Below are 4679 nucleotides of genomic sequence, written 5' to 3' on the forward strand. Positions count from 1 at the left end.
CTGGTTGACCCGAAGATGCGGTTATCCCAGTATGTATGACGGAATCAGGAGGGCTCTCGATGCTGCGACGTCTCAATCCAGAACTCACGGCCGTTGCCTTCGGACTCGCTGCAATACTGGCAGGCAGCGCGGTTGCCGAACAGAAGCCAGCGGCAGCGGCACATCCAACACCGCCGTCGATGAGCAAGGCGGAGATCGACGCGTTCCTGGCACGGCCGCTGGTGGCTCGGATCGCGACGGTGCGCAAGAACGGCACACCGCAGGTCGTCCCAATGTGGTTCCTGTGGCACGACGGCGTCATGTACCTGAGCACGCGCACGTGGGCAGCGAAGGTGAAGCACTTGCGGAAGAATCCGCACGTCGCCGTCGTCGTCGACGTGATGGAGGCACCCCTGAAGAACAAGGTGGTCACGATCGACGGCAGCGCAGAGATCCTCACTGACGGCGTGAAGGAAACGACCACGAAGATTTACGAGAAGTACATGGGCGCGGAGGCCTCAAAAACTCCGCAAGCCCAGCAGAGCATCAATACCCCGCGCGTGCTGATCAAAATCACGCCGGCGAAGATCCAATCGATGGACACGACGCACCCGTAGGAAGCCGCTGAAAAGGCCTCCTGCCGAGTGGCACACGGTCACCGAGATTTCAGCGAACCGGCGGTGAGGGGTGCGTCTATCACTCCACCGCGACGGCCGCGTCCTCGATGAGAACGTCGTACTTGTAACCGAAGCCGAAGTCCTTGTCGGTGCTCACCTTCCCCCGCACAAGCACCGTGTTGCCAACCGCGGCTTCCGCGCCCGTCGTCACGGTGAGGTCGTTGCTGCCGGCGCTGCCGGTGCCGTCCTTCAGGTGAATCCAGTTCTTTCCCATGACGCTCGAGGTGAACTTGGCGACCTTGCCGCGAACCGCCACCTCTTTGCCAGCCAGGGCCGTCTTGTTGGCGAACACCTCCGCCACCGTGTGGCCACCAGCGGCCTTGGCGATGTTCGAGAGGTCGAGCGCAACGGCCGGGGCCGTCGTGGTGCCCGTGCCGTGGGCCTTAGCGACCTGATCCTTTACCGTTCCCGTATGGCTGCCGGCCACCTGGATTGCTTCGACAAAATACACCAGGTCGAAGGTTCTACCCAGCGTCTTGCTCTCGAAGTTCCGCATCGGCGCACCCTCGGGCACGACGACTACATCCCCGACGGCCACCTGAAACAGTGGCGCGGCCGCCCAGATTTTCTTCGAGCCGTCGTCGACCTGTACGTAGGTGTAGGTGCCGGCGTTCATCGTCTCCACGACTTTGCCGGTAGTGCTGGTCCCGGCATTACTCCCCGGGACCGTGCTGTCGCCCGAGTGGCCGTGGGATGGGGCAGCTGCCGGTGCAGGTGCCTGGGCTGCTGGCTGCTTGGTGTCGGTCGCGTAGGTGACCGACGCCATGGCTGCAATGCCGACGATGATCGAAAGTAAGGGGCGTTTCACAGTTGTACCTCCTGTCGCGGTGTGCAACGGCCCGCCTGGCGAGCACGCGTGGGTTCCTACACCACCCGAGCCACAATTGGTAGTCGATCCCTTCGGCCCTCGACTGGCGACGCGTCGATTGCGGCGCCGGGATTGTCGGGGCGGCGGCAGCGTGCGATGCTTGCCACCACGGACCACTCTCCATGCCGCAGACACTCGCGTTCTTTGCCACCACCGCCAAAGGGATGGAGGAGCTGCTCACCGCTGAGCTGCAGGCGCTCGGAGCGTCGGCCATCACGACGCAGCGGGCGGGTGCGTCTTTTGCCGGCTCGCTCGAAGTCGCGTACCGCGTCTGCCTGTGGTCACGCGTTGCCAACCGCGTACTGTTGCCACTGGCGACGTTTGCGGCGGCGACGCCGCAGGCGCTCTACGAAGGGGTACGGACGATCCGCTGGTCGGATCACCTCGACGCGCGCCGCACGCTGGCCGTGGACTGCGCCACATCGCGTTCGTCGATGGCGCACTCGCACTACGGCGCCCTGAAGACCAAGGATGCCATCGTCGACCAACTGCGCGCGCAGTCTGGGGCGCGGCCTTCCGTGGATGTCGCGCAGCCGGATGTGCGGGTGAACGTGTATCTGCACGAGGACCGCGCCGTGGTCAGCATCGACCTCTCCGGCGACAGCTTGCACCGCCGTGGCTACCGGCAGCGCGGCACAGCCGCGCCGCTAAAGGAGAACCTCGCCGCCGCCGTGCTGTTGCTGGCCGAGTGGCCGCGGCTGGCGGCGGCCGGTGCGCCATTGATCGACCCGATGTGCGGTTCGGGTACGTTGCCCATCGAGGCGGCGCTGATGGCGGCGTGCATCCCGCCCGGGCGCAACCGGACCCATTTTGGATTTCTCGGCTGGCGCGGGCATGAGGCGGCGGTATGGACGCGCCTGTGCCACGAAGCCGAGGAGCAGGAGATCCGCGACCCCAAACGGCTGCCGCTGATCCACGGCTATGATGCGTCCGCCGCCGCGGTGCGGGCCGCCCTCGCCAATGTCGAGCACGCCGGTCTGCGTGGCCGGGTGCACATCGAGAAACGCGCCATGGAGGACTGCGCGCCGATAGCGGTACGCGGGCACGCCGAGGTGCCCGGAGTGGTGGTGATCAACCCGCCGTATGGCGAGCGCCTTGGAGACCGCGCGCAGCTCGGCGCGCTGTATGCGGCGCTCGGCGACACGCTGCGCCGCAAGTTTCCCGGCTGGACGGGCTACGTCCTCACCGGCAACCCCGCTCTCGGCAAACGCATCGGCCTGCGGCCCGCGCGTAGGCACATCCTGTACAATGGTGCGATCGAATGCCGCCTGCTGGTGTTTCCGATTTCATCGCAGCCGGTGCGCCAAGCTGAAGGCCCACACTGGCGGCAAGAAACCAAGTAGATGGTGAGGGGCTCGCTGAGAAACCTCCGCAAACCCTGCCATCAAGACGCCGCCGCCCGTCCTGCGACGCACCCGCTGGCCCAGGCCCATTGAAAGTTGAAGCCGCCGATCCGCCCATCGCAGTCGAGCATCTCGCCCACCAGGTACAGTCCCGGTGCTCGGCGGGATTCCATGGTGCGGTAGTCGATTTCCTCCAAGGGAACGCCGCCGGCGGTTACCTCGGCGAAGTTCCAACCGCGGTCGCGTTCGACGGGCAACGGAAATGCACTGAGCGCGTGCAACAGTGTCCGCCGTTGCATCCGCGTCAGCTGGCCCATTTGTACGGTCGGCTCGCAACCTGTCCAGCGCACGAGGGCGAGAGCGAGCCGTTCGGGTAACCGCTCCGACAGGCAGCGGCCGAGCGACGTCCGCGGTCGCTGCGCGGCGGCGCCCCGCAACCAGTTCTCCGCCTGTTCGAAATCGTGTCCCGGCAGAAAGTTACAGTGCATCTCCACGCGCTGCCCGCGCCCGCGGGCGATGACCCAGTGCCGGCTGGCGTCCATCACCACCGGCCCGCTGATGCCGAAATGGGTCCACAGCATACTGCCGGTGCGGCGGTCGATGCGCTTGCCATCGGCGGAAGTGGAAAGCTCGACCGGCTGCGACAGCCCCGACAACTCGGCGTGAAACATCTCGGATTGCAGGACGAGCGGAACGAGCGCTGGGTAGGTGTCGGTGACGTGATGCCCCAGCGATCGCACGATGTCCCACCCAGCCCCATCGCTGCCGGTACGCGGCAGCGAGCGTCCGCCGGTAGCCATGATCACCCGCGGCACGCGCAACACGCCGCCGGCATGCTCGATGACGAAGTCGCCGGGGCCCTCTGACGAAGCACCATCGGCGCGGCGGACGGCGTGCACCCGGTGCCCCGTACGCACGCTGATCCCCAGCTCGTCGCACCGGCCCAGCAGGGCGGCGAGGACGGTGCGAGCACTGTCGGTGACGGGAAACAACTTGCCGCTCTCTTCGCGCTTCAGTTCGACATCCAGGGAGGCAAACCAACGGCAGGTCGCCGCGACGTCGAAGGCCGCCAGCACGTTGCGGATGACGTTGCGGGAGCCGTTGAAGTCGAGCGGACTGACCTCGGCATGCGTGACGTTACAGCGGCCGCCGCCGGAGACGAGGATCTTCGCCCCGATGGACGCGGCGCCTTCGAGCACGATGATCCGTGACTGCCGCCCCGCTCCGGCGCCTTGCCGGCAGGTGTCGCCGGCGAAGATGGCGGCCGCGAGACCCGCGGCTCCCGCCCCGACGATGACGATGTCGTAGGTCTCCATGGTTGCCGCGGCATCTTAGCAGACGGTGGCCGCCACTTCCTTTCTTGCGGCGGCCCCGGCCGTCATGATTCACTCTGGGCTCGATGGCTTCCACGAGCCTCGCGGCAAGTGTCACAAAGGAGGACCGAGTATGATTCGAGGGATTCACCATACCGCCATCTCGACCGGCAACCTGGACCGGGCGCTGGAGTTTTACCGCGATCTTCTGGGTTTCCCCGTGATCTCCGAATTCGCCTGGCCTGCAGGCACGGAGCCCGCCGACCGCATCACCGGGCTGAAGAACTCTGCTGCCCGCGCGGCGATGCTGCGGGCCGGCAACGCGATCATCGAACTGTTCCAGTATGAGTCACCGACCCCGCGGTCTGGCGACCCACGGCGGCCGGTATGCGATCACGGCATCACTCACATCTGCCTCGACGTCAAGGATCTCGACGGCGAGTACGAGCGGCTCAAGGCGGCTGGAATGACGTTTCACTGCCCGCCGCAAGACGTCGGC

Annotated in this window: 5 protein-coding genes; 3 read left to right on the top strand and 2 right to left on the bottom strand. The window is 66.2% G+C overall.

The genetic code is table 11. The features are described 5' to 3' along the window. Window positions 1-59: 59 nt before the first annotated feature. Entirely contained in the window at window positions 60-596 is a 537-nt protein-coding gene (locus VF515_16160; protein ID HEX7409164.1) for a TIGR03618 family F420-dependent PPOX class oxidoreductase, read from the top strand. Between the two features lie 79 nt (window positions 597-675). On the opposite strand, the gene VF515_16165 is transcribed toward VF515_16160, so the two are convergent. Continuing rightward, the gene (locus VF515_16165; GenBank protein ID HEX7409165.1) at window positions 676-1464 is read right to left on the bottom strand and encodes a DNA-binding protein; all 789 of its coding nucleotides are present in this window, start codon (window positions 1462-1464) and stop codon (window positions 676-678) included. A 182-nt stretch (window positions 1465-1646) separates the two neighbouring features. Between VF515_16165 and VF515_16170 the strand changes: the two genes are divergently transcribed. Beyond that, complete coding sequence (locus tag VF515_16170; GenBank protein ID HEX7409166.1) at window positions 1647-2867, top strand: THUMP domain-containing protein; 1221 nt, start codon at window positions 1647-1649, stop codon at window positions 2865-2867. 41 nt (window positions 2868-2908) lie between these two features. Here VF515_16170 and VF515_16175 read toward each other — a convergent pair whose 3' ends face one another. Further along, window positions 2909-4183: an NAD(P)/FAD-dependent oxidoreductase gene (locus VF515_16175; GenBank protein HEX7409167.1), complete on the bottom strand. Its 1275-nt coding sequence runs from the start codon at window positions 4181-4183 to the stop codon at window positions 2909-2911. A 130-nt stretch (window positions 4184-4313) separates the two neighbouring features. Between VF515_16175 and VF515_16180 the strand changes: the two genes are divergently transcribed. Next, on the top strand, window positions 4314-4679 hold a 366-nt coding region (locus tag VF515_16180), incomplete at its 3' end, for a VOC family protein (protein ID HEX7409168.1).

The sequence above is a fragment of the Candidatus Binatia bacterium genome (assembly GCA_036382395.1).
Classification (GTDB): domain Bacteria; phylum Desulfobacterota; class Binatia; order HRBIN30; family HRBIN30; genus JAGDMS01.